Annotated in this window: 15 protein-coding genes; 3 read left to right on the forward strand and 12 right to left on the reverse strand. The window is 32.2% G+C overall.

From position 1 onward, the window contains the following. Window positions 1–23 precede the first annotated feature (23 nt). The 10 genes from DM397_RS07810 to corA all read right to left on the reverse strand — a co-directional run bounded on the left by DM397_RS07810 (window position 24) and on the right by corA (window position 17729). On the reverse strand, window positions 24–797 hold the full coding sequence (locus DM397_RS07810) for a glycerophosphodiester phosphodiesterase family protein (protein WP_111376993.1): 774 nt from the start codon (window positions 795–797) through the stop codon (window positions 24–26). A gap of 90 nt (window positions 798–887) precedes the next feature. Beyond that, window positions 888–3188, reverse strand: a complete 2301-nt coding sequence (gene bglX / locus DM397_RS07815; protein ID WP_111376994.1) for a beta-glucosidase BglX — start codon at window positions 3186–3188, stop codon at window positions 888–890. 93 nt (window positions 3189–3281) lie between these two features. Then, window positions 3282–3995 (reverse strand): carboxylesterase family protein, encoded by a 714-nt coding sequence (locus tag DM397_RS07820; RefSeq protein WP_111376995.1) that lies wholly within the window; start codon window positions 3993–3995, stop codon window positions 3282–3284. A 5-nt stretch (window positions 3996–4000) separates the two neighbouring features. Next, entirely contained in the window at window positions 4001–5380 is a 1380-nt protein-coding gene (locus DM397_RS07825; protein WP_111376996.1) for a glucoamylase family protein, read from the reverse strand. 75 nt (window positions 5381–5455) lie between these two features. Continuing rightward, window positions 5456–6913: a RagB/SusD family nutrient uptake outer membrane protein gene (locus DM397_RS07830; RefSeq protein ID WP_111376997.1), complete on the reverse strand. Its 1458-nt coding sequence runs from the start codon at window positions 6911–6913 to the stop codon at window positions 5456–5458. A 4-nt stretch (window positions 6914–6917) separates the two neighbouring features. After that, window positions 6918–9926, reverse strand: coding sequence for a SusC/RagA family TonB-linked outer membrane protein (locus tag DM397_RS07835; protein WP_111376998.1), 3009 nt, complete (start codon window positions 9924–9926; stop codon window positions 6918–6920). Between the two features lie 244 nt (window positions 9927–10170). Then, entirely contained in the window at window positions 10171–12915 is a 2745-nt protein-coding gene (locus tag DM397_RS07840; RefSeq protein ID WP_111377092.1) for a helix-turn-helix and ligand-binding sensor domain-containing protein, read from the reverse strand. A 102-nt stretch (window positions 12916–13017) separates the two neighbouring features. Then, a complete protein-coding gene (locus DM397_RS07845) occupies window positions 13018–14202 on the reverse strand; it encodes an acetate/propionate family kinase (RefSeq protein WP_111376999.1) in 1185 nt (394 codons plus the stop codon). Between the two features lie 303 nt (window positions 14203–14505). Further along, on the reverse strand, window positions 14506–16599 hold the full coding sequence (pta, locus tag DM397_RS07850) for a phosphate acetyltransferase (RefSeq protein WP_111377000.1): 2094 nt from the start codon (window positions 16597–16599) through the stop codon (window positions 14506–14508). Between the two features lie 56 nt (window positions 16600–16655). Continuing rightward, a complete protein-coding gene (gene corA / locus DM397_RS07855) occupies window positions 16656–17729 on the reverse strand; it encodes a magnesium/cobalt transporter CorA (RefSeq protein ID WP_111377001.1) in 1074 nt (357 codons plus the stop codon). 182 nt (window positions 17730–17911) lie between these two features. On the opposite strand from corA, the gene DM397_RS07860 reads away from it, so the two are divergent. Further along, the gene (locus DM397_RS07860; RefSeq protein ID WP_111377002.1) at window positions 17912–18514 is read left to right on the forward strand and encodes a hypothetical protein; all 603 of its coding nucleotides are present in this window, start codon (window positions 17912–17914) and stop codon (window positions 18512–18514) included. A gap of 416 nt (window positions 18515–18930) precedes the next feature. Here DM397_RS07860 and DM397_RS07865 read toward each other — a convergent pair whose 3' ends face one another. After that, window positions 18931–19956, reverse strand: coding sequence for an AlbA family DNA-binding domain-containing protein (locus DM397_RS07865; RefSeq protein WP_111377003.1), 1026 nt, complete (start codon window positions 19954–19956; stop codon window positions 18931–18933). A gap of 117 nt (window positions 19957–20073) precedes the next feature. Next, a complete protein-coding gene (locus tag DM397_RS07870) occupies window positions 20074–21519 on the reverse strand; it encodes a UvrB/UvrC motif-containing protein (protein WP_111377004.1) in 1446 nt (481 codons plus the stop codon). Between the two features lie 1142 nt (window positions 21520–22661). Between DM397_RS07870 and DM397_RS07875 the strand changes: the two genes are divergently transcribed. Both DM397_RS07875 and DM397_RS07880 read left to right on the forward strand, forming a co-directional pair. Next, on the forward strand, window positions 22662–23033 hold the full coding sequence (locus DM397_RS07875) for a helix-turn-helix domain-containing protein (protein WP_111377005.1): 372 nt from the start codon (window positions 22662–22664) through the stop codon (window positions 23031–23033). After that, the gene (locus DM397_RS07880; RefSeq protein ID WP_111377006.1) at window positions 23008–23862 is read left to right on the forward strand and encodes a reverse transcriptase family protein; all 855 of its coding nucleotides are present in this window, start codon (window positions 23008–23010) and stop codon (window positions 23860–23862) included. Before DM397_RS07875 ends, DM397_RS07880 begins: the two co-directional genes overlap by 26 nt. Window positions 23863–24441 lie beyond the last annotated feature (579 nt).

Below are 24441 nucleotides of genomic sequence, written 5' to 3' on the forward strand. Positions count from 1 at the left end.
TTTCTTAAGTTAAGCTTTAAAGACTATTTTTTAATCTCTTTTCTTTCCTTTAAAAGTTCGGGTTCATTTGTTGTAATGTAATTGAATTTATGAGCAATAATCCAATCCATATCTTTTGCGTCATTAACAGTCCAAGCATTTAAGATCACTTTATTGTCTTTAGCTTCTTGAATCCATTCCGGATGCTTTTGAAAAACAGAATAATGATAGTCAACACCATTAATTTTATCTGCCTTTACTTCTTTTGGCGATTTATTTCCTTCTAAATATTGCAGAGAAGTTTTAGAATCTATTTCTCTAATTTTTTTCAGAATATCATAATCAAAACTGATGTAGCAGGTATTTTTATCGGCTTTTAATTTTTTAATGGTTTCGACTGCTGCTGCACCAGTTTTTTGTCCTCTTTCTTTACTAATTTCTGAAGGCTTGATTTCGCAAACCAAAAGCGTATGTTTATTATTTCGCATTCCTTCTGAAATATATTCATGAAGTGTTGGAAGCTTTTCTCCGTTTGAAAGTTTAAATTTTATCAAATCTGCATAATTGGTTTCTTCAATAAGCAGTTTGTTGTAATGGGCATCATGATTAATTACAAGTGAATCGTCTGCCGTTCTCCAAACATCAAACTCCGAACCTGGCAATTTTAAATCGATTGCATGTCTTAAAGATGCAATAGAATTTTCAGGTAGATTGTTTTTTTTCCAAGCTCCGCGATGCGCTACAATTGCATTTTTTTGTGCATAGCTAGACGAAAAAGCAATAAGACAAACTGCACTAAATATTTTAAAAGTATTCATATAATCGTAGTTAAAAAATTACAAAAAGGTCTGTAGGTTTAGAAAAAAAGCCCTCCAAACGAAGGGCTTTTCACTAATCAAATAAACCAACTATTTAGTTAACTCAAAACTAACTTTCTTATCGGCATTTGAATTTCCTCCAACGAAAACATCAAACTGCCCAGGCTCTGCTACGAATTGTAAATCAGAGTTATAAAACTTTAAATCTTCAACAGTAATATCAAAATTTACTGTTTGTTTTTCACCTTTTTTAAGTGCTATTTTTTGGAAACCTTTTAATTCTCTAACAGGTCTTGTTACTGAACCCACTAAATCTCTAATATATAATTGAACTGTTTCTTTTCCGTCAAAATTTCCAGTATTTGTTACATCAACAGTTACTTTCAATTTTCCTGATGGATTCATTTTATCAGAAGAAATTTTCAAGTTTGAATAATCAAAAGTCGTATAGCTTAATCCAAATCCGAATGGGAATAAAGGCTCATTTCTTTCATCAATATAATTTGATCTGAATTTCTCAAATTTACCTTCTGTGTTAGAAAGTGGTCTTCCTGTATTTTTGTGTGCGTAGTAAATTGGCAATTGTCCAACACTTCTTGGGAAAGTTGAAGTCAATTTTCCTGAAGGATTTACATCTCCGAATAACACATCGGCAATAGCATAACCTGCTTCTGTACCAGCAAACCAAGCATTTAAAATGGCTGGAACTGTTTTTTCTTCGTCAGTAATTACTAACGGACGTCCATCAAATAAAACTAAAACAACTGGTTTTCCAGTTTTTAATAAAGCGTTTAATAAATCTTTTTGCGCTTGAGGAATTTCTAAGTTTGTACGGCTGCTAGATTCCCCACTCATTTCTGCAGATTCTCCTAAAGCTGCCACAATTACATCAGATTGTTCTGCTACTTTTAAAGCTTCTGCTAATAATTCTTCTTTTGTACGAGCATCACGGTGTAATGTTTTACCGAACATTGTTGCATTAGTTTCAAAAGTTTCATCGTAATCTAAATTGCTTCCTTTTGCGTATAAAACTTTAGTTCCTGTTCCAGCTACTTCTTTGATACCTCTCAATAATGAAACCGCATTTTCCATTTTTGTAGCCACACTCCAAGTTCCTGGCATGTTTTCTTTAGCATCTGCCAATGGCCCGATTAAACCAATTGTTCCAGATTTTTTAAGAGGTAAAAGCTGGTTTTGGTTTTTTAATAAAACTAAAGATTGAGCAGCAATATCACGTGCTTCTTTTCTGCTATCTGTTGTAAAGATTTCAGTTTTAGCTCTTTTTTCATCACAGTATTTGTATGGATCTTGGAATAATCCTAAATCGTATTTTGCTTCTAAAATTAATTTTACAGCATTATCGATAGTTTCGATTTTTACTTTTCCTTCATCTAGAGATTTTTTCAAAGTTCCTAAGAAACCTTCTCCAACCATATCCATTTCAACTCCAGCGTTTAATGCTAAAGCAGAAACTTGCTGTAAATCTCCCATTCCGTGAGGGATCATTTCAGGAATACCTGTAAAATCAGTTACTACAAATCCTTTGAAACCCCATTGTTTTCTTAAAACATCAGTCATTAACCATTTGTTTCCAGTTGCTGGAATTCCGTCAACTTCATTGAAAGAAGCCATAACCGAACCTACACCTGCATCAACTGCAGCTTTGTAAGGAGGAAAATAATCATTAAACATTCTGATGTGGCTCATATCAACTGTGTTATAATCACGCCCGCCTTCTGGAGCACCGTATAATGCAAAGTGTTTAACACAAGCTAAGATTGAGTTATTTTTAGTAAGATCGTGCTGTTGGTAACCGTTAACCATTGCCTTTGCAATTTGGCTTCCTAAATATGGATCTTCTCCTGAACCTTCAGAAACTCTTCCCCATCTTGGGTCACGAGAAATGTCAACCATTGGAGAAAATGTCCAGTTGATACCGTCTGCGCTTGCTTCTTTTGCAGCGATTTGAGCACTTCTTTCAATTAGTCCCATATCCCAGGTACAAGATAATCCTAACGGGATTGGGAATGTTGTTTCGTAACCGTGAATAACGTCCATACCAAAAAGTAACGGAATTTTTAAACGGCTTTTTTCAACCGCAATTTTCTGTACTTCTTTGATTTTTTGAACTGATTTAATGTTGAACAAACCGCCCACCTTTCCTTCAGCAATATTTTTTGCCACATTTGAACTGTTTGCCTGACCTGTTGTAATATCTCCAGATGTTGGCAAATTTAACTGGCCCAATTTCTCGTCTAAAGTCATTTTTGACATTAATTCCGCCACAAATTCAGACTTTGGTTTAATTTTCACTGTATTTTTAGCTGGCTTCTTTTGAGCATAACCCAAAACAGCGCATCCTAAAAAAAGTAAGACTAATTTGTTTTTCATGTGTATTTAATATTTGTTTTTAATCGGAACATGGAATCGCTTTTCTTCGTTTAGTTTTTTTGTTTGAATCAAAGTGATTTCATTCTATTCTATTTATTTGTTTGTATTCGTTTTTCTTTGCTGCAACATCCAGTCGTAGATTTCTTGATTATCATACACTTTTGTCCAGCTGTCATGACCTGCATCATCAAAAATGGTCAGCTTTACATCTTTAGCATTACATTTTTTCAATTCCTTGTAAATCGTGATTGCATAATTCACGTTTACAACATCATCCAGTAATCCATGAAAAATTCTGGTTGGAATATTGGCTATTTCACATGCTTTTTCTAACTGAATCAAATCTACAAAGCCAGCTACAGGTACATTTGCGGCAAATAGATCTGGATGTGCAAAAGCCAAATTCCAAGAAGCCCAACCTCCTGAGCTCAAACCAGTAACATATATTCTTTCTGAATCAATTTTATTCTCTTTCTGAATTTTTAGAATCAGCTGATAAATTGATTCTATATCCCAGTTTTCATCTTCTTTACATTGTGGAGCTAGCACGTATGCATCTAATTGATGAGTCTTTAAATATTTTAAAGGTCCATTAATCTTTACTTTCTCCAAATCAGTTCCTTTTTCTCCATCTCCAGAAATAAAAACTATTAATGGCTTTTTCTCTTTTGTATTTGCCGGTTTATGCAGTACATAACCCAACTCATACTTTTCCATTATAACTGTATTTATTTTTCCGGTTGTTTCGCTCTGGCTAAAACCTAAAAGTGAAAACAAAAAAGATAAAAAAGCTATTTTGTATTTCATGTCAATTATTGAATCCCGTATTTTCCAGATTTAAATCCAAGTTTTGTTAAACCCTGTTTTACTTCTGGTGCATTCATAAACAATTTCCACAACAATCCTGTTCTGTAGTTTTCAATCATTACCACTTCTGGACCTTGATCAATTGCTAAATAACGTTTTGCCACCCACTTATTTCCTAAACTCAAAGCATCGTAAAAACCTGCGTCTCCCCAAGTTTCGTCTTTATGATTTTCGTATAAATTTCTAATCACAGCCACCGATTCTTTTGGCGTGTAAACAATTGAACTGATCGCTGCCGTTGGAGAAATCACACCTTGATCGTTGCTTGGCATGTGTGCATTGTATCCGATAGAACCGTCAGGGTTTCTAGAATAAGAAGCTGTTAAACCCCAATACTCAGGCCCATATCCAGCGCTTTTATTTGGATTTTGAACACAATATTCATAATTGATTTTGGTCTGATTTACATTTAAATCCCAGTAGTTTGCATATTTATCTGTTAACTGATTCGGATCTAAACCTACATAAGAATAATGAGCCCAAAATAATGGACCGCCAAATTCTTCTGCACCATTGTGCTTTAAAATAAGAGGGATATTGTATTTTGTTTTTGAAGAAACTATGCCACCGCTTCTCGCCCATCCTTCGTGATATGCTTTTGCATCGATTGTATGTGTTGGTGAAGACGCTGCCATCACGTAAGTAATAAGACATTCATTATATCCCTCTAAAGCAAAATTCATCTGCCAAGCATAATTTGGAGACCAGTGCCAGTATAAAACATTTTTATTGTTTGTATACCACTGCCAATCAACGCTTTTCCAAAGCGCATCATATTTTTGTGCTACCGCTTTTTCTTTTTCAGAACCATCTTTAAGATATTCACGAACAGTAATCATTCCTGCAACCAAAAATGAGGTTTCAACTAAATCACCACCATTATCCTTGGTTCCAAAAGGCTTTACTTTTCCTGTATTTCCGTCAATCCAATGTGACCATGCTCCGTGAAAACGATCTGCTTTCCCTAAAAAATCTGCAATTTTGTTAAGTCTCTCTACCCCTTGCTCTTTTGTAATATAACCTTGAGACATTCCTGAAACGAGCGCCATTAATCCGAAACCTGAACCACCTGTTGTTACAATATTTGAATCGTTTTCAGGATAAACTCCGTCAGGATGATAACGTTCTCTAGCTAATCCAGAATTTGGTTCTGCATAATCCCAGAAGTATTTAAATGTTTGTTTTTGAACAGCGTCTAAAAGCTGTTCATCTGTTAATGCAGTAACGCCAGAAGTATTTTCCTGTACATTTTCTTTTGACTTATCAGCATTTGATCCACAACTAAAAAAAGTAAATGCTAAAAATAAAACTGAAATTCTAATCATTATAAAAATTTAAGATTTTTGATAAATAATCACTTCCCTCAGGAAATCTGAAGGAAGTGATTTTTAAGATTTTGATTAATAACCAGGGTTTTGCTGTGAAAGTGTTCCTGCTTCTCTCATAAATGTAGTTGGAAGAGGCCATAATTCATGTTTTCCAACTATAAAAGTTTTACCATCTGCTGCCATAGCCGCTTCTGCTTGTCCAGTTCTAACGATATCAAACCATCTATCGTGCTCAAAAGCAAATTCTAATCTTCTTTCTTTATAGATTGCTTTTCTAATATCAGTTTGAGAAGTAAAAGGAGTGTCTCCTAAGCCTGCTCTATGACGAATTTGATTTACTAAAGGAATAGCTGCTGAAGTCTGCCCTAATTCGTTTAATGCTTCAGCTTTCATCAATATAACCTCTGCATATCTTAAATATCTAAGATTTGTATCTGTAAATTCTTGGTTATAAAAAGATGATGAATATGCTTTATAATTATATCTTGCATTCGCTACTGTAGATGGAACTTCTCTACCATCATACAAAACTGAACCTCTGAAAATAATTGTAGCAGCCCTTCTAACGTCTCCTGCCTCATAAGCATTTGCTAAACCTTCAGTTGGTGTATTGAATCCCCATCCCCAACCTCCAGCTCCACGAGGCGCTTGAGAAACAGTATAATTTCCAATTCCAAATCCAGGGCTAGAAGTTCCCCCAATCCCATCAATCTCAAAAATAGATTCTGAACCAAATTCTCCTTCTTTTTTAAATTGTAGAGAATAATCTGAAACTAAAGAGTATCCTGTTACTTTATCACAATTGTCAATTACTTTTTGCCAATTTTTTTGATATAGATTTACTTTTGCTAATAAAGCATATGCTGCTCCTTTAGAAGCTCTTACGACATCTTTACCAGTGTATGCCGATTTTTCTGGTAAATTCGCAATAGCATCTGTTAAGTCTTTTTCTATAAAAGCATAAACTTCTGCAGGAGTTTTACGGGTTAATTGCATAATTCTGTCTGAGTCATTTCCAGGAATTGGCAAATGATCTACAATAGGAACTCCACCATATCCTTTAACTAAAGTAAAGTACATAAACGCTCTCATAAATTTAGCTTCTCCTTCTAATCTGACTTTTAAACTAGGTGTTACCTGATCTAACTTAGGAAATATTGCCAAGGCTTGATTACATCTATTAATTCCAGCATAATTTGCATTCCATGTAGACTGAAACGATGGAGTTGAAGCATTATATGTTAAAGCATCCATAATATCTTTATCTCCACCAGCATCTCCGGGATCAGAACCTTTATCAGCATCATCACTAATGATACTTGTAACTGCATTCCAACCAAAAGAAGACATATCCCATCCTAAAAATTGATTGTAAATTGCTGTAACAAAACTAGAAGCTCCAGCATCGCTATTTACCAAAGCTGGATCAGCGGGAATAGACTCTGTTGACTCTACGTCCAAAAAATCATCTGAACATCCTGTAAACAAAAGTCCAGAAAGTACAAACATTGATATATATATTCTTTTCATGATATTAAAATTTTAAATTTGCACCTACTACAAAAGATCTCAATGACGGGTAAGCATCTAACTCAACACCTTGAGTACCTTCAACTAATTTACCGTCAGACACAACATCTGGTGAGAATCCAGAGAATTTTTGTGTAATAAATGGATTAATTGCGTTTACATATAATCTGCAATAGCTGATAAAGTTGTTCTCTTTTATTGGAAGTTTATACCCTAAAGTGATGTTATTTATTCTAAAGAAATCAGCAGATTCTAAGTAATACGTTGAAGCGTAAGGAGTCAAGTTTGAAGGCGCCGGAATTGAAGATGTAGTATTTGTAGGCGTCCAAAAACCATTAGCCATAGAAGCTTCTACATTTTCCCCTCCAAAACGTTGTGCTTTTTTTCCATTATATACTTTTGCTCCTCCCGTTCCGTAACCATCAACAGAAAAATCAATGTTTTTATATGTCAATCCTAAAGTAACTCCATAAGTAGAAGTTGGTAAAAGAGTACCAACATATTTTTTATCTTTAAGTTCATCTAAGCCAGTCTGAGGAACTTTAGAACCATCTGCTTTGTAATACAGCATTTGACCATTTGTTGGGTCAACACCTGCGTATTCATACATATAAAAACTACCTAATGGCTGTCCTACTGATGTATTATCCAAGATTTTAGTATTTTGCCCATTTCCTAAACTTCCTCCAATAATTGGATTTAACTGAACATTTTTAAGACTTGTAAGTTCATTTTTATTATGAGAGAAATTCCCTCCAACCCAATAACTTAAATTATCATTGATTTTATCATCCCAACGCAATGCAATTTCATATCCTTTGTTAGATACTTCACCAACATGTGCAGGAGTAGCTAATGTAATTCCTGAAGTTGAATATGGTTTAACATTCAGAATTGTGTTTGTTGTATTTTTGTCATACAAATCAAAAGATCCTTTTAATCTGCTATTAAACATTTCAAAATCAAAACCTCCTGAAAGTTCTTCTACAATCTCCCATGATAAATTAGGATCAACCTGAGAATTAATTGTCGTACCTGAGCCAAGATCCGGATAATCTACCCCTGAAGTGAATACTTGAGTATTAAGAGGTACATTTTGATTCCCTAATCTACCCCAAGATCCTCTAAGTTTTAATAAATTAATTGGCTCTACATTACTTAAGAAGCTTTCTTTTGAAATAATCCATCCTAAACCAACGGAAGGAAATGTCCCCCAACGATTGTCTTCATTAAATTGCGATGAACCGTCACGTCTCACTGTACCAGTAACCAAATATTTATCCATCAATTTATATTGAAAACGAGCAAAATAAGATGCCAATCTTCTTTGATTAAGTGCCTCATCCTTATAACCTGTTACATTAGCAACATTGTTAACATCTTTCAAAGACCAATAATTAGAATTTGGATTTACATTTTTTCTGTCGATAGTTAATTTCTCACGCGTACCTTGTACATTCGCCTCTATACCTGCAGTAACCTCAACATCATGAATTTCTGCAAAAACCTTATTATAAGTTAAATAATTTGATAAATTCCAATTAAAATACTCATCTCTGCTTCTGGTCAAAGTATTTTTATTTAAATCTAAAGGATACTTTTCTACTGTACGAGTAGGATCTGCCGATAACCAAAGAGCCACATTATCAACATAATTATACTGTTTGTAAGTATAATACTCTCCATTAAATTGTGATGTGAATTTTAAAGATTTAATAATATCCCAATCTAATTTTAGTCCTCCTTGTAAAGTAACCGATTTTTGCTGCTCATTTGTATAATCTAATTGAGCTACTGGGTTTCCAACATTATTAAATGACTCTCCTGTTTCACCTACAACTCCATTTAAAACAAATGGCACACCATATTTTCCATCAGCATAACGTACAGGAACTAATGGAGATTGTCTGTAAGCATTAGTAAATGCACTTAAAGGCATTGGTGTATTTTTGATAGTACTTACACTAAAATTTTGAGTCAATTTAACTTTTTCTGAAAGCTTGAATTCATTATTATTTCTAAAAGTAGTACGTCCATAATCAGATCCGTTTAAAATTCCTTTTTCTTCATAATTTCCAAGACTGAAAAAGTATTTTACATTTTCTGAAGATCCTGAGACTGCAATATTGTTTTGAGTATAAGACCCAGTTCTTGTAATTGCATCAAGCCAATCAGTATTATATGGCTGATTTGCAGAAAATCTTCCTTGTGGAAAAACGTTGCTATAAGCGGCGTTACTGTAACGAACATACTCATCAGCGTTTGCCATTTTTACAGTTTTTAATGGAGATCTAACTCCTGCAAAACTTTCTACATCTACAGTAATTTTTCCTTTACCTGCTTTAGTTGTAATCATAATTACACCATTTGCACCTCTGGTACCATAAATAGCTAACGAAGAAGCATCTTTTAATACTTCATAAGACGTAATATCGTTAGTATTAATGTTATTGATATTGTCAGTAGGCATACCATCTACAACATAAAGAGGATTTCTTCCTCCTAATGCTGTACCAGCCCCTCTGATCACAACTGAAGGCGTACTTCCTGGCGCATCTGAAGTAGATACCTGAACCCCTGCAGCTTTACCTTGAATAGCCTGAGAGGCATTCATTACTTTCATTTTGGTAATCTCTTCGGACTTAATTGAGCTAACCGCCGAAGTATTATCAATTTTCTTTCTTGTACCGTACCCAATTACAACTACTTCTTTTAAAGCAGTATCACCTGCTTCTTTTAAGGTAATTGTCATTGGTGCGGCTGTAGCCGGTACAGAAACCGAATCAAAGCCTAACATAGAGATTTTTAAAATGTCTCCAGGTTTTGCATTAATTGTAAAGTTTCCGTCGAAATCTGCATCTGCAGTTGCTCTAGCATCAGCTGAAGCGATAATTGCTCCTGGAATTCCCATTCCACTACTGTCTACTACTTTTCCTTTGATTGCTTGTGTCTGTCCTAACATAAATGTAGGCAGCAGCAAGAGCGCTAAAAAGCTAAAAATAAAATTTTTCATACAGTACGTAATCGTTTAAGTTAGTAGAGCCAAATTAAGCAATTACAACGTTGTAGTACATCAAACACCACTACAACATAGCTACATCATTGTGTTAAAATTTTATCTTATAATAATGATTATCAACACTATAAATGTTAACAAAATTCCTTTAACACAACATTATGATGTAGTAATGATGTATCGTAATTATATAAAAAATGATATGGAAAAATATAAATTATATAAAAAATAAAACCAAATCTTACAGAGTTAATAAAAACTTAGATAGGTTTTCGTCTTGTGTGAGGTTTAGTTTCTTTCTTAGACGATATCTGTGCAATTCTACACCTCTAAAAGAGATATTCATCATAGGAGCAATTTCTTTAGAAGAAAGGTTCATTTTAAGATAAACACAAAGTTTTATATCCTTTGGTGTTAGTTGTGGATATTTTTTAGACAGATTAATGATAAACTCATTATGAATTTGATTCAAATTGGTCTCAAATGTTTCCCATTCGTGTTTATTTACTTCATTAATCTTAATAGCTTTTCTAATTTCATTTTTAAGCTTACTAAAGTCTTTCTCACTTTCCAAAATACCTTGAATTTTATCAATCATTTCGGTTTGTTTGGCAATCGATAATGATTTGCCTGCAACTTCAGAAGATTTAGCCTGTAATTCTAATTCTAAAATATGTTTTTCGTATTCTTGAATATTGAGTTCGTTTTCTTTTTTCAATTCCATTTCAAGAATCTCTCTCTGATGTTTTAATTCTTCAGCCTGAAGTTTCAGTTTCTGCATGTAACGAAGTTTGTTCCATTTATAATAGAAGAATAAAACTGCTCCGATAACTAGAAAATACAGCAGAATCATCCAAAATGAAAAATACCAAGGTTCTGCCACTTTAAATTTATATGACGAAACTTTATCGTACGTTGCACCATCGTGTTTGAATATTTCTACCGTATGATAACCGCTACTCAAATTATTCAAAACAATTAATCCGTCTGAGATTGGAATAAACTCTTTTTCTTTGTCGAGCTTATAAAATAAATTTGGCTTACTCGCTCCATAAATTCCAGAAATAACATTAATCTTTAATTCTGTATTGAATTTTATTTTCTCTTCGCTCGGAACTAAAGCATCATTACTAAATGCCTCAATTTTTACTTCTGAATTTTGTTTATTTTCATATTCGAGTTTAAGAGAAATAAATCCGTCATCGAGATTAAATAAGTAATAATTGTCTTTTTTGAAAATTCTCAGATTTTCATTAATCAATTTTCCTTTATAATATTTCTCCTGAATAATATTCCAGACAAACTTGTTTCCTTGAGCATAAATATGGTACAGGATTCCGTTTTGCAAAACCATAAAATGATCTTCGTCTATGGAAACCACATCTGTCACATTTCTGAAATTTGTATTAAACAATTCATTTTCTTCCAATTTATTGGATATAGAATTATAAGTGTACCAAGAATTATTAATTAGAAATAGGATTTCTTTTCTAAACTCAAAAATCTTTATTCCAAAATCATTCTGTATTTTGCTTTGCTGTGTGACGTTTTCAACTTTAAGCGTATTATAATTATCGTCTAGCAAAACACGGTATAAACCACGATAATTATCGGCGGCCCAAATTTCATTTTTTTTGTTTTGAGCAACGTATTTTATTGGCTTTGCCAGATCTTTTATAATTTTATAATGAGACATGTTTGATGGATCATCATAAACTAGAATACCGCTATAAGTCGATTGAAAGTACGTATTGTTGATACTACTTTTAGACATATTCCAGCCGCCGCTGACACCATTTATTTTGGTCAAAGTATTATTTTCATACGAAAAAGTGCCATCATTATGGCCAATAATATATTTTCCGTCAATTAGAGAAATATTCCAGCCTTGCCCTTGTGTATTAGGCATCATATTAAATTTCCCTGCACTATACTCAAAAATACCGTGATTAGATGCAATTAAATAACCTTTATTAATTGCAGCCACAGCATAGACAGATCCTAAAAGACCTGAATTATCATAAAAGAAAGAAATAGGAGAGTTAACCTCAACATGTGCGATTCCGTTATCTAAACCAACCCATAAATCATTTTCTTTATCCAATCCTATACTTAGAACCGAATTATTCATTAAAACATTATTACGCTCAATATTTTTATAGGAATTATTTTTTAAATCTAAAATATAAATGCCGCGGTTTCCTGTTCCAATAATCAGCTTATCATTTTTGACAAATTTTGCCACATTGATGGTTGCTGCTTTTAAAGTTTCATTTATAGGATGATCCCAGCTTCTTAATCCGTTTTTTTCTACAATGAAAACTCCCTTTTTCTGCGTAAAAATATAAGTCGTATTTTGAAACTTTTCTATAGCGTGAACAACAGTATTTTTTAAAACATCCCATCCTTTTGGATTGGCAATGTATTTACCGTTCATTTTATAAATCCCATCTTTAACCGAAGCCACATATAAATTTTTATCTACACCAAAACAATACGAAATAAGAAATGGGAATTTAATTTTCTTAATTGATTTTCCATTGTAAATAAAGACATCATTAAAAGATTGAAAATAAAGAGCACCGTTAAATCTGAATATTTTCCAGATTTCTTCATTATCCTTTTCATCAAATAATCTGAGATTTTTGGTAATCGAAACATAATGCATGGTACCATCTTTTCTGTACCAATAGCCAAACTCTTTATATGAACCTGAGTATATTTTGTCTCCTTCAATCAGAATTGATCGAATAATAGTTTTATTTGGAAGCGTATATTTTTCCCATTTTACACCGTCATAACGAAGCAAATAGTGATTATTAGCAAAATACATGGCATTATCATTACCTTGTACAACATTCCAGATTTGATTATCTCCCTGATAATCTGATTTGCTATAATTTTCTACAAAGGGAAGTAATTCTTGTGCCTGAAGCTGTAAAGCGATGAAAAAGAAGAAAACGGATTTAAAAAGTATCGATTTCAAGATATTATTTTTTAAATTCAAAGATACTGACAAAAAACTTAAACTGAAAGCATAAAAAAGGCTCCATAAAGGAGCCTATAAGTAAGTAGAAAATAAAACTTTCTAATTTTCAAGCAATTGAAAAACCTGATTTGCAATTTCGTATTCTTCATCAGTCGGAACTACTAAAACTTTTACTTTAAACTTCTCTGAATTGATCTCTCTTAATTCTTTAGAACGCAGTTCATTTTTTCCTGTGTCAATTTCAATTCCGAAATAATCCATATCGGTACAAATCAAATTACGCATATAAGATGAGTTTTCTCCAATTCCTGCAGTAAAAACAATTGCATCTAATCCGTTTAGAGCGGCGGCATAAGCTCCAATTGTTTTTCTGATTCTATAAGCATTCATTTGCAGTGCCAAAAGACAATCTTTGTTTCCTTTTTCAGCCTCGGCTTCAATATCACGTAAATCACTATAACCCGTAAGGCCAAGCATACCGCTTTGTTTCAATAAAACAGCATTTACTTCGTCTGGAGTATAACCTAAATTTTTAATCATATAAAAAACAACAGATTGGTCAATATCACCTGCACGGGTTCCCATAATCAAACCGTTTGAAGGCGAAAATCCCATTGAAGTGTCAATACATTTTCCGTCTTTAACAGCAGCCATACTGCAACCATTTCCTAAGTGAATGGTAATTATTTTAGAATTATCTTTTAAGTAATTAATGGCTTTTTCAGAAACATATTTATGACTTGTTCCATGAAAACCATAAACACGCACTTTATTTTCTGTCAAAAGATAATTTGGAATAGCATATTTATACGCTACTTCTGGCATAGTCTGATGAAAAGCAGTATCAAAAACAGCTATTTGCTCAGCTGAACTGAAAATTTCTTCTGCCACATTAATTCCTTCTAAATTGGCAGGATTATGCAAAGGAGCCAATTCAAAAAGCTGTTTGATTTTCTCTTTTACTTTTTCGTCAATTTTTACCGTTGCGCTAAAATCGCTTCCGCCGTGCACGACGCGATGACCAACAGCAGCAATCTCTGAAGTCGATTTAATTACTCCTTTTTCAGGATCTAAAAGCATATTGGCTACTTTTTGTAAACCCACTTTATGGTTCGGAATCGGAAGTGTTTCTTCGCGTGAAACTGTATCCGTTTTAAAGGTAATATTTGAAGTTTCTAAACCAATTCGGTCAATCATTCCAGAGCAGATTACTTCGTTTTCTGGCATTACCATTAATTGGTATTTAATTGAAGAACTTCCTGAGTTTATAATTAGTATTTTCATTTTTTAAGTTGCTAAGGTACTGAGTCTCTAAGATGCTGAGTTTTCTTAAAAAGACATAAATCTTTATTTTTCTCTGTTTAAATTAGTATGCGGATCATGCAGATTTACTTCGTAAAGACACGGATAAAACGTTTTTTTTCTATCAAGAATAAAATCCGTACAAATCTGCGTTTTCGCGATAGCGAATCAGTCTCATCTGCGTTCTATTTTTTTAATTTTTAATTCTCAATTTTTAATTGAAATAAAAGCAATTTTTAAGGCAATGTTATAATTCACAATTTACCATTAACAATTCACAATTATCTACATTCCTTGTGCTTGAATCGCTGTAATGACAACTGTATTGATAATATCATCTACAGTACATCCACGGCTTAAGTCGTTTACAGGCTTATTTAAGCCTTGTAACATTGGACCAATTGCCAAAGCTCCTGTTTCTCTCTGAACGGCTTTATACGTGTTATTCCCTGTATTTAAATCTGGGAAAATCAATACACTGGCCTGTCCTGCCACTTCTGAATCTGGCATTTTGCTTTTTCCAACGCTTAAGTCGACTGCGGCATCATACTGAATAGGCCCTTCGATTTTTAAATCCGGTCTTTTTTCTTTTACAATTGCTGTAGCCGTTCTTACTTTGTCAACCTCATCTCCTTTTCCTGATGAACCAGAAGAATAAGAAAGCATAGCAATTTTTGGTTCAATACCGAATGCCAAACTTGATTCTGCCGAAGAAATTGCGATTTCTGCCAATTGTTCTGCTGTTGGGTTTGGATTGATAGCGCAATCTCCAAAAACGGAAACTCTGTCTTCTAGACACATGAAGAACACGGAAGAAACTACCGATGAATTGGGTTTTGTTTTAATGAATTGCAACGCTGGTAAAATAGTATGTTGTGTAGTATGTGCCGCTCCAGAAACCATTCCGTCTGCATGACCTTTGTACACCATCATAGTTCCGAAATACGAAACATCTTCCATTAAATCTCTTGCCATAGTAATACTTACGTTTTTAGCTTTTCTAAGCTCGTAATACGTATTGGCATAATCCTCATACATTTCAGATTCTATAGGATTGATGATGCTTACTTTAGAAAAATCAAATGTAAGTCCAAGTTCTGCAACTTTACTTTCTATTTGTTTTTTATCACCAATAATCGAAATATCTACTACATCCATATCCAGTAATCTCGATGCTGCTGTAATAATTCGGTCATCATTTCCTTCTGGCAGTACAATGTGTTTTCTATGCTGTTTCGCTCTTTTAACCATATTGTATTGAAACATTTTTGGCGTCATACCTTCAGGTTGGAAAGTAATAACTCTTTGCGATAAAGCTTCGATTTCGACGTACTTTTCAAAAGTATTAATTGAGGTTTCAATCTTATGTGTATTATTCGCGTAAATCTCCGATTTTATTGAGCCTATTTTATTGGTAATATGATACGTTCCACCATCAACAGCGATAATTGGTACGATCGCAGAAAGCCCTTCAATAAGTTTTAAAATACTTTCTTCTGGAACAATATTTCCTGTCAGGATAATTCCTGAAATCGTCGGGTAATTTGCCGATTCATTTGCCTGTAAAGCTCCTAAAATAATATCAGAACGGTCTCCTGGCGTAATTACCAAAGCATTGTTATGCAGATGTACCAAATAATTATGAAGTTGCATGGCTCCAACACTATAATGTCCAATTTCATTGTTCAGATAATTTTCTCCAAACAGGACTTTTGCATTCAATTCGTTTACAATTTCTTGCATGGTCGGATTGTTCAAAGTCGAAACAAGCGGAATGGTATTAATCAAAACATTTGAAGGCAACGTTTTCTGTAAACTATTAGTAACCAACTCAATATTCTCTGGTTGCACTTTATTGGCAAAAACAGATAAAACCTCTACTTCTTTTAATTTGAAAGAATCGTAAACCAGATACAAACTGTCTAGAAGTTCTTCTAAAGTTTTGCCTACTCCCGAACCTACAATTATAGTCGGAATTCCCAGGTTTTTGGCAATCAAAACATTCAAATCTAGTTCAATCGAAGTTCCTTCACCAGTAAAGCTGGTCCCTTCAACCAAAACAAAATCAAAACGCTCTTCAAGCTTTTTATATTTCTCAATTATCAAATCTAGAACCTCTCCTATTTTTCCTTTGTTCTTTTTCTTAATCAATCTGCTTTTGGTAATAGCGTAAGCATCTTCAAACGCAATATCGAGGTTGAAATACGACAAAACAGTCTCAATATGATTATCTACCTCACCATCGACAAAATCTTCGATTATAGGTCTAAAATACCCTACTTTGGCTGTTTTACCAATTAAGATGCTCATTAACCCGAGCGTAATAATTGATTTACCACTATTATGATCACTAGTGGCTATATATATTGCTTTACTCATAATTTATATTTTTGAAACTATATGTATTTTAAAAATGTAATTTTAAATGTAAAATTCTAAAACCAGCGCCTTTTCTTGAAATATACTATTAATGCGATCACAAGTAAAAGCATAATACCCATAACTATAAAATATCCATTTTGGGTTTTAAGTTCCGGCATGTTTTCAAAGTTCATTCCGTATACTCCAACTATAAAAGTAAGCGGAATAAATATGGCTGATATGATAGTCAGCGTTTTCATGATTTCGTTCATTTTTCGGCTTTGTTCCGAAAAATAAAAATTAGAAGCACTCTCTAAAGCGCTCATATCTGATTCTATCTGATCTAAAAGTTCTAAACTTTTCTGATGCAGTCTGATAAAAAAATTGAAAGTCTCTTTTTGTATTAATCCATTATCATCGTCATCATCTTTCTTCGTTTTCAAATAATAAAGTGAATCTCGAAGCGGAACTATAGAACGTTTTAGAAAATTTAAATTATCGCGATGATTTTCAATTTTCTCTAAAATAACTGGTTTTGCCTCTTTTTTAGTCAAATTGATTAAGTCTTCTATTTTATCTTCTTCATCTTCCAGTGTAATGTAGAAATTCTCCATTACAGCGTCTAAAAGCAAATACAAGAGATAATCTACCTTTTTGGTTCTAACAATTCCTGCATGCGTGCGCAAACGCTCTCGAATGTGGGTAAAAAAGTCGCTACGCTTTTCCTGAAAGGATATTAAAACTCCTTCCTTCAGAATAAAGCTTAATTGTTCAACACTAATATTATCCGAATATTCAGAAGGAAGAAGCGATTTTATATTGAAGAACAAAATCTCTTGCTGATCTTCTAATTTGGTTCTTTTGGTAGTGTTTAAAATATCGGCAAGAAGAAAATCATCTAATTTGAAATGAGCGCCAATCGTTTTTATAAGATTAATATCATGGAGCCCATGAATATTGAGCCAATTATTTTTTGTGTAATCAAAGCAAGAATTTAGAGCCAAGACAGTAAACTTATCGTATTCGACAACATCTGCATCATTATATACAAAAAGCTGCATCTCTGTTTCGTGCTCTCTATGAGACCCAGTGTACTCTAAAGTAATATGTTGCAGCTTGCGTCCTTTCTTGTATTTAATCTTTCTCATTCATGAAAATTTACAATAGTAATATTACGAAAAAGAATCCGAACAGGAAATGACATTTATCAGTTTGCTAAGAAACATTTAACAAAGCACAAAACTTTAAAAAAGTAATCTTTTTACTACTTTTATATAAATTAAACCCGACAGGTTTTAAAAATCTCTCGGGCCTCTTGTCGACAATAAACATGCAAAAAACCGAAAATCTCGAATCTGGAAAATATTATCACATTTATAATCGTGGAATTAATGGCGAAAACTTATTTAAAGAAAATAGAAATCATGAATACTTTCTAATGCTTTATACTAAACATATTGATCCAATTGCAGAAACACTAGCTTGGTGTCTCTTAAAAAATCATTTTCATATATTAGTAAGAATTAAAACTTTCGAAGAAATTCTAGAAAGTCATAAAGAATATGAAATCAAAAAAATAATACCTATTCATCAATCTTTTGGGAATTTATTTAATGCTTACACAAAAGCAATTAATAAAGGTTACAATAGACATGGAGCTTTATTCGAAAGACCATTTAAAAGAAAATTAATCAATAATCAATCCTATTTGTGTTCTGTCATAAAATACATTCATTACAATCCCGTAAATCATGGTTTTTGCGAACATCCAATAGAGTACCCATGGAGTTCTTATTTAACTTGTGTTTCTGAAAAACAAACTAAACTAAAACGTGAAAAAGTGATCTCACTATTTGAAAACCTCGACAATTTAAAATCTGTTCATAATAAAAGAGAAAATTTTACTTTGTTGGAAGAGTTTCTTAATTTATAATGCATAGCAAACCCGTCAGGTTTTAAAAACCTGTCGGGTTTAACTTACGCAAAAAAACTATTTCATAAATTAGAGCATTCAAAGTAAAAAATCACAATCATTTCCTTTATAGCAAAAAAAATCTATTTCATAAACTAGAGTATTCGAAGTAAAAAATCACAATCATTTCCTTTACAGCAAACCCGACAGGTTTCAAAAACCTGTCGGGTTTAACTCTAAACGCAAAACAAAAAAACCGAGTCATTTCTGACTCGGTTTTCTATCTTAATACTTTGTACTAATTACTTAATACTAAAGAATTATTTTACCTCTTCAAAAATAACACCCCCTATATAGTTAGGTTTTCGACTTGTATGGTACAAATATGATACAAAATTTCTTATTTTTTCCTATAAAAATACTGAGAAAAAACATTATCACTTGGAAGAATTGACAGTCCTTTCAGGTGTTATATATCTAATATTTTTTGTTAGAGCTCCTTTTGTAAAATCGTCACTTCTAATTATAACCTTTGCGTCGATAATACTAGATTGTTTATCTAAAACAATAATGGCTTCCTGAAAAATATTCTCCGAGATCGAATTTTGAGCAAGAGTTAAAGCAAATTTACTTTTTAAAGGGTTTCTTTGTACTATAAATTCGGTTTCGTTTTCCTCCTTATTTAAATGAAGATTATTCATTATGAAATTAGCAGATGCTATTGGAGGAAAGTAGACGGAATTTGTTTTTTTACTTTCCTGTCTTTTTATTTCCCTCAATAATTCTTCCTCTAGAATAAGTGCGAAGCTGTCTGACTTTTTAATGACTATTTCTACATCTAGATCAATTGATTTATTTGATCTGTTTTCTATTTTAATATCCAGAAAACTTAGCTCCCACTTCGAAATTTCAATATTTGAAGGACTTCCGAAAATTTTTAAAATATTAATATCCTCCTGGCGGTTAGTACTGTTATTTTTATTTTCAATTATATCATCCAGCTCTTTTCTGCCAATTTTTTTGGTTGAAGATCCAGTTTTTATGTACCCGTCTCCATATTTAAATTCAGGCTTATCGGTAATTGGATTTTTCACATCTTTTTTGAAAAGATATGGTCTATTGAAATTCTGGGATAATCTAAAGAAACAAATAATTGCATCTTGGTAGCTAATGGTTTCATATTCAAAATTTATTTCCGGTTCAATATTCTCATTAATGAATTGTCGATACTTCGATTCATCAGTTGGAGTATCAACACTAAAGACAGATTTTGACTTATCGGCATTTTCCTTAATTCCTATGATAATATATTTTTCTTCATCCGATAAATGATTCGCAAATGCTGAGAAGTCTTTTAAAATCTCGTTCTTTTTTATGTCTTTTCCTAATGGATATTCTATTTTTTTAAAATCAGCTTTATGACTTTCACTCTCATATTTTATTATCTCTATAACTTTATGCATTTTTTTAATTCTAAAATATATTGTTATTCTTTAAAATTATCTTCTAGTAAAATTATTCAATTACGAGTGATGTTCAAATTATTCAGAAATCCATCACAAGTTAAGAAGCTATACTTCTTAATTCCTAAGCCAATTAAGTAAATCAATATCTATCTTCTTTAATGCCATAAGTTCGTCTATTTCATCAGAATACCATCTGTAAAGCATCTTAACTTCTAATTCATAAATTTGTAGTAAGATTGCAAAAAGTGCTGTTTTCTTTTCTTCGAGGAAAATTATTCTAGACTCTGCTTTAACTTGCAGGAAATATTCATATAGACTTAAAATGTCTTTGAGATAATGTTGGATAAAAATTGATTTCTGTGAATTAAAAAAGTCTCTTGCGGGATTTAAAAAATCAAAAAACTCGGCCTCACGTTCGGCCATAGCTTGAAGTGATTTGCGATCTTGTGGTTTTATTTCTTTATATTCCTGTAAAAATTCATGTTCAAGATGTTGCAAGGCTGTATTGATTTTACTTTCTTTGGATCTATATTCTTCGTAGAACTCATCGACTTTTCGCTCTATTTTTTTTATTATTTCCGTCTGCCGCTTCGAGACTTCGACTTTTAAAAACATTTGATTGATATAAGAAGGAGTCGAATCGTGAATTAAATCTTCTATTCTTTTTTCTTCATCGCGAAGTTTCATTGCTTGTTCATACTTTTGAATCCGAACCAATTCATGCTTTTCTTTATTGATAAGTGTAATTTTACTAATTAGTGAACGATGCTCGTCAGCTACTTTAATAAAAAGATTACCTAATCGTAATTTTAGATAATCATTTGTATTTTCATGCTTTTCAGTCTCTAATCCTTTTAATTTAAAAATAAATGAACCGCCTTCATGTCCCACATTGTTTAGCGCTCCGAACATAGGAGTTTGTACACGATCTAAGTTAAATGATATAATAAGATTATTTGATAAAACGCTAAAAGGCAATGTCGCTTGACCGTTTTCAGAAAGATGCTTTATCAAATTTTCAGCAAATGGACTATTGTGCCCTTTGGCACCGTCACTAACCATTTCGACCCCACCAGAAGTTAAAGCTAATCTTGATTTCCTTTTCTCGAATGCTTGCACACCACCTCCTCTATTTGGATTTTCAAATATTGCTCCAGAAAAACAAGAGTCAGAAATTATTGCTATATGGAATGCTTGGGAAGCATTAATAAATGCCATTATCTCACCAATGTTAATCCAAGTTGAAATATCTTGCGGGTCACAATCTGAAGGCTGCCAGTATGAGGTTTTTAAAACATCATTATATTCCCCATGACCCGCGTAAATTAAAAGAATATTTTCATCTTCCAGCGCATTTGTAAAAATTAGGTTTAGTTTATTGAATATCGATTTCCGTGTTGTATCAGTTTTATCGAATAAAAATTCAACATCTTCAAATATGTATTTCTCATTTAAAACTGAAATTATCTCCGAAACATCTCTCTTCGCATTTTCAATTTTATTTAATTCTACATTATCATATTCATTTACTGCAATGGCAATTATTCGGTTTATTTTCATAGCAAGAATTAATTATAAAATTTTGGAAAAATATTAAAAGAAGTGAACTTATCAAATCATTTCTACTAAGAATATAATTCACTTCTACAGCTAGTGTTAAGAATGATTAATTATTTAGAATTCCTAAAAACCTTAATTTCAAAATGTAAAGATATCTAAACATTTTTAAATAGATTTGGATTACAAATCATAGTTTTTTTAACAAAAAAAAAATAAAAGCTTTACCAGTTTAAAGACAAAAAAAATATTTGAGAATTAATATTATTATACAAATTCAGTTAAGAAACTTCGAGCGATTTGAACTGCAAGCTTTGTAATACCGTTTTTTGCAACAAAAAAATTGAACTTCAAAATCCAGACTGACACAAAAAACGAAGCAAAAAAAAAAAAAAAAACCAACTAACTATCAATGTTTTACAAAATATTTTAAAATATTTTGTTAATTTATATTAACTATCAGGAATATTTATTTATATTTGCTTCATAGTTCTTTGAAAATTGTTTTGAAAGTTAATTACTAAATGGAGAGTTTTAATTTTGCTTAATTTTTTAGGCAACCCTTAATTGGGCTTAAGGCACAATCCCCTGAAAATGTGTAACCTCGCGAAAGCCTAACTGTTGCGCTTTACGCCAGAACACCAAATCGATGGCGCGATTCGATGAAACGATTCAACGAAGAAAACGATTCAACGAAAAAACGGTTCGACGAAGAAGCGATTCGACGAAGAAGCGATTCAAGAATCCCCCAACGACAAGGTTTACCAAATCAGAATTAAGTTGTATCAAATATTGTTTCTATATTATTTGGAAGCAGGATTTTAAAGCGGTGTATAGAGAACATTGTCTACGCATTTAGTAATTGGCTATTGTTAAATAAGCAGGCGACAATGGTGTCCCAATAACTAAAACCTATTTTACAATGTCTAGATTAAAAAGACTTCAAAGCATCGATAGTTTACGAAATGTATTAGTATCTATCGCAACGAACCAGTGTTCTCTATCGGAGAATGAAATTAATTATTTAAATGATGCTATAGCAAAATTAAACAGATTAAGGACTAAGAAAGGTCTGACTGACAAGCATTACAAATCTGAAATCACAGATATTGTTAGTCTAATTACAAAGTTTTTAATTTAACGCCATGACAACTTCAAAAAATTACCTCATTCAATCAAAATCCGACACCCCTTTAAATTTTTCCAATAAAACTAACACTATGAATTTAGGATCTGTCATAAAAGATATAAGAAAGCAAAAAGGGCAAACTCAAACAGAGTTTGCTTCCTCTTGCGGTATTACACAAACATATTTATCGCAAATAGAAAACAATACAAAAGAGCCAAATCTGTCAACACTAAAAGAGATTAGCTCAAAATTAGACATTCCTCTACCAATTTTATTTTTTATGTCTTTAAACGATGATGATATTGCTCCTGAAAAAAGAAAAGCTTTTGAAATCATTAACCCATCCGTTAAATCATTAATAAATGAATTCTTCAGAGTCTCGAAATAATCTACATTTCCCCTCTATTATTGGAGAATCAAAAAATGATCTAGACAATATTATTAGAAATATTGATTCTCATTATAACGAATGGATTGAAGAAAAAATAGATAAAAAAACAGGTCAATTCAAAACATACTTAGACGGAACAATCAAGAAAAGAGTTATTCGTCCTTCAAAAAAAAGATTAAAAGGAATTCAATCCAAAATAAAGGATAGAATTCTTTCTAAAATTGAATTACCCGACAACGTTCATGGCGGAGTGAAGAAAAAAAGTAATATTACTAATGCAAAACAACATCAAGGTAACAAATATCAGTTTGCAACAGATTTAAAAGACTTTTACCCATCAATTAAGTCCAAAATTATCCACGACACTTTTGTAAAATTAGGATATAACAAACAATTTGCTTTCTACATGACAAAATTAACCACGTGGAAAGGGGAATTGCCTCAAGGAACACCAACGAGTACTCACTTATCAAACATTATATTCCTGGAGACAGATTATAAATTAATAAAGATTTGCAATGAAAATAATATAACCTATACACGCTATATTGATGACTTGACTTTTTCATCTCAGAAAGATATTCAAGAATTCATACCCGTTTTTTTAAATATAATCAAAGATAGCGGAGTAAAAATAAGCCATAGAAAAACTGAATATAAAGGAAACCAAAATATAACCGGGATAAATATTTTTCTGAATAAAATCGATGCTCCGGAAAAAATAATTTTAAAGGCAGAAGAGGAAAACATTGCTGAAAAAAAAATAAAGCCGTATAATTCATATCTAAGCAATATCCGAAAAACCAATAAGAGAAAGAAGAATTAGAAATTTATCTCCGTTTTTTTTCAATGTCAAGCGTCTCTAATTTAAGGGAATAAATATAGTTGATTAGTTTGATTATTCGCTAACTGACAACAGAACTTGTAATTAAAGATATTGAAGGTCACTTCATAATTATATCTACAGTTAATATTTGGGGTACTCTTATTTTAAAATTCTAGTAATTCTACTGTTTATAAATGGAGTAAAACGGGAAATAAGTTATAGAACCTTTGGATTTCTTATAGTTATGATTGCCAACTCCGTTCTTTTTCAACAAAGTAATTTTGATTATACAAATTAAAATCGAGTATGGATTTAAGCTCATTAGATGATTTTATACAATAGTTTGAGTACATGATAATATTGTAAAATCTCCGAAAAATTAAAAATTAGGATTAATATTAAACGAAAGATTCGGCATAGGTGTTTGAACGCAGCATTCGTTACTTTTGTTGCCAATTCAGAGTTTTTTTTTAGTTTAAGTTGCTTTAATTTTTTTCTTGAAAATTTGTGCATAATTTAAAAAACTCGCATCTTTAATCTCAATACCTCTTATAGTGCTGCAAGGCTATGAGTTACTAG

Origin of the sequence: Flavobacterium nitrogenifigens, assembly GCF_003254565.1 — a bacterium.
GTDB lineage: Bacteria > Bacteroidota > Bacteroidia > Flavobacteriales > Flavobacteriaceae > Flavobacterium > Flavobacterium nitrogenifigens.

Excerpts from the sequence above, each read along its gene's own strand:
- DM397_RS07870 (WP_111377004.1), bottom strand. The coding sequence starts at position 21,519 with ATGAAAATAAACCGAATAATTGCCATTGCAGTAAATGAATATGATAAT.
- DM397_RS07830 (WP_111376997.1), bottom strand. The coding sequence starts at position 6,913 with ATGAAAAGAATATATATATCAATGTTTGTACTTTCTGGACTTTTGTTT.
- DM397_RS07875 (WP_111377005.1), top strand. The coding sequence starts at position 22,662 with ATGACAACTTCAAAAAATTACCTCATTCAATCAAAATCCGACACCCCT.
- corA (WP_111377001.1), bottom strand. The coding sequence starts at position 17,729 with ATGAGAAAGATTAAATACAAGAAAGGACGCAAGCTGCAACATATTACT.
- DM397_RS07825 (WP_111376996.1), bottom strand. The coding sequence starts at position 5,380 with ATGATTAGAATTTCAGTTTTATTTTTAGCATTTACTTTTTTTAGTTGT.
- DM397_RS07845 (WP_111376999.1), bottom strand. The coding sequence starts at position 14,202 with ATGAAAATACTAATTATAAACTCAGGAAGTTCTTCAATTAAATACCAA.
- DM397_RS07810 (WP_111376993.1), bottom strand. The coding sequence starts at position 797 with ATGAATACTTTTAAAATATTTAGTGCAGTTTGTCTTATTGCTTTTTCG.
- DM397_RS07865 (WP_111377003.1), bottom strand. The coding sequence starts at position 19,956 with ATGCATAAAGTTATAGAGATAATAAAATATGAGAGTGAAAGTCATAAA.
- DM397_RS07820 (WP_111376995.1), bottom strand. The coding sequence starts at position 3,995 with ATGAAATACAAAATAGCTTTTTTATCTTTTTTGTTTTCACTTTTAGGT.
- DM397_RS07835 (WP_111376998.1), bottom strand. The coding sequence starts at position 9,926 with ATGAAAAATTTTATTTTTAGCTTTTTAGCGCTCTTGCTGCTGCCTACA.
- DM397_RS07860 (WP_111377002.1), top strand. The coding sequence starts at position 17,912 with ATGCAAAAAACCGAAAATCTCGAATCTGGAAAATATTATCACATTTAT.
- bglX (WP_111376994.1), bottom strand. The coding sequence starts at position 3,188 with ATGAAAAACAAATTAGTCTTACTTTTTTTAGGATGCGCTGTTTTGGGT.
- pta (WP_111377000.1), bottom strand. The coding sequence starts at position 16,599 with ATGAGTAAAGCAATATATATAGCCACTAGTGATCATAATAGTGGTAAA.
- DM397_RS07880 (WP_111377006.1), top strand. The coding sequence starts at position 23,008 with ATGAATTCTTCAGAGTCTCGAAATAATCTACATTTCCCCTCTATTATT.